Genomic DNA, 916 nt, shown 5'->3' with positions numbered 1-916 from the left:
CACTTGACACATCCTTGCGCAACTGCACGTCGTCAGGCGACTTAGGCGTGGGCGGCCCCTTGCCATCAGGAAAGCGCATGCGCATGCGCTTGAAGTTGATGTCGGCGCTCATCTGTTTGACGAGAGCAAGGTCATTGGTTTCGTCCGTCAGCGGTTGATTGCTGAAGGCGTAACGATGCAGGTTGTTCTGCAGTTGCAACAACGCCCAATTGATGCGTGCCTCGCCACCCCAGCCAGCGGCGGCACCCGCGGCGGCGTGGAGGCCGACGCCGGCATCGCCGACATACTTCCAGAATTCGGTACCGACGCCTGCGACATAGGTGGCGAAGCGATACTGGCGATCTTCACCTTCGCGACGCGCTTCGTCGAAAACATCGTACAGCCGCGCGACATTGCTATGCGACTTGGGCTCCGTGTCGTACTGGCGGTTGTTGCGCGTGCCGTCGAAGAAGAAGCCGAGATACAACGTACGCTGGCACGACATGGCGTCGTTGGGCGATTCGGTGCAAGTGATGCCCGGGCGCTCGCTCGCCGTGAGTGCCCACGGGTTGTCGCTCACGTTGTCGGGAAGGCGTGAAATCGTCATGGCGTGTGATCCTCCTTGTGTGGCTGGGATGGCTCTTCCCAAGAGGGTTTTTGGCGGAAGCATTTAGGATTGCCGGGGAACTTCTTTTCGCAGGCCCAGGAAGGGGCAAGCAGTCCATCCGGGAAATCGGGATGCCCTGGACCCACCCAAGTAGGGAAGAGCTTGACGACACCTCCGGGGAAGAACGCTACCCATAGCGTCCCCATGCCGCCTGTTTCGCTCAACTGGTAAGGCTCGGTTGCCACCTGACGCTCGTAGAATGCATCAGGGTCCTTGAGATAGAGCGGTTCGGTGCGCCAGCGGACGGTGAGCTTGTAGTTCGGGTCCCAT

At 60.2% G+C, this 916-nt stretch carries 1 protein-coding gene and 1 pseudogene; both read right to left on the bottom strand.

What is annotated here, in order from left to right; genetic code table 11:
• The coding region (locus P3W85_RS06170; RefSeq protein ID WP_276264125.1) for a phospholipase effector Tle1 domain-containing protein at positions 1-559 on the bottom strand (559 nt) is incomplete at its 3' end.
• Positions 560-582: 23 nt separating this feature from the next.
• Positions 583-916: pseudogene (locus P3W85_RS06165) on the bottom strand (hypothetical protein); the annotation flags it as partial.

Source organism: Cupriavidus basilensis (genome assembly GCF_029335485.1).
Lineage (GTDB): Bacteria > Pseudomonadota > Gammaproteobacteria > Burkholderiales > Burkholderiaceae > Cupriavidus > Cupriavidus basilensis_E.
This window is presented reverse-complemented; position numbering and strand designations above follow the sequence as displayed.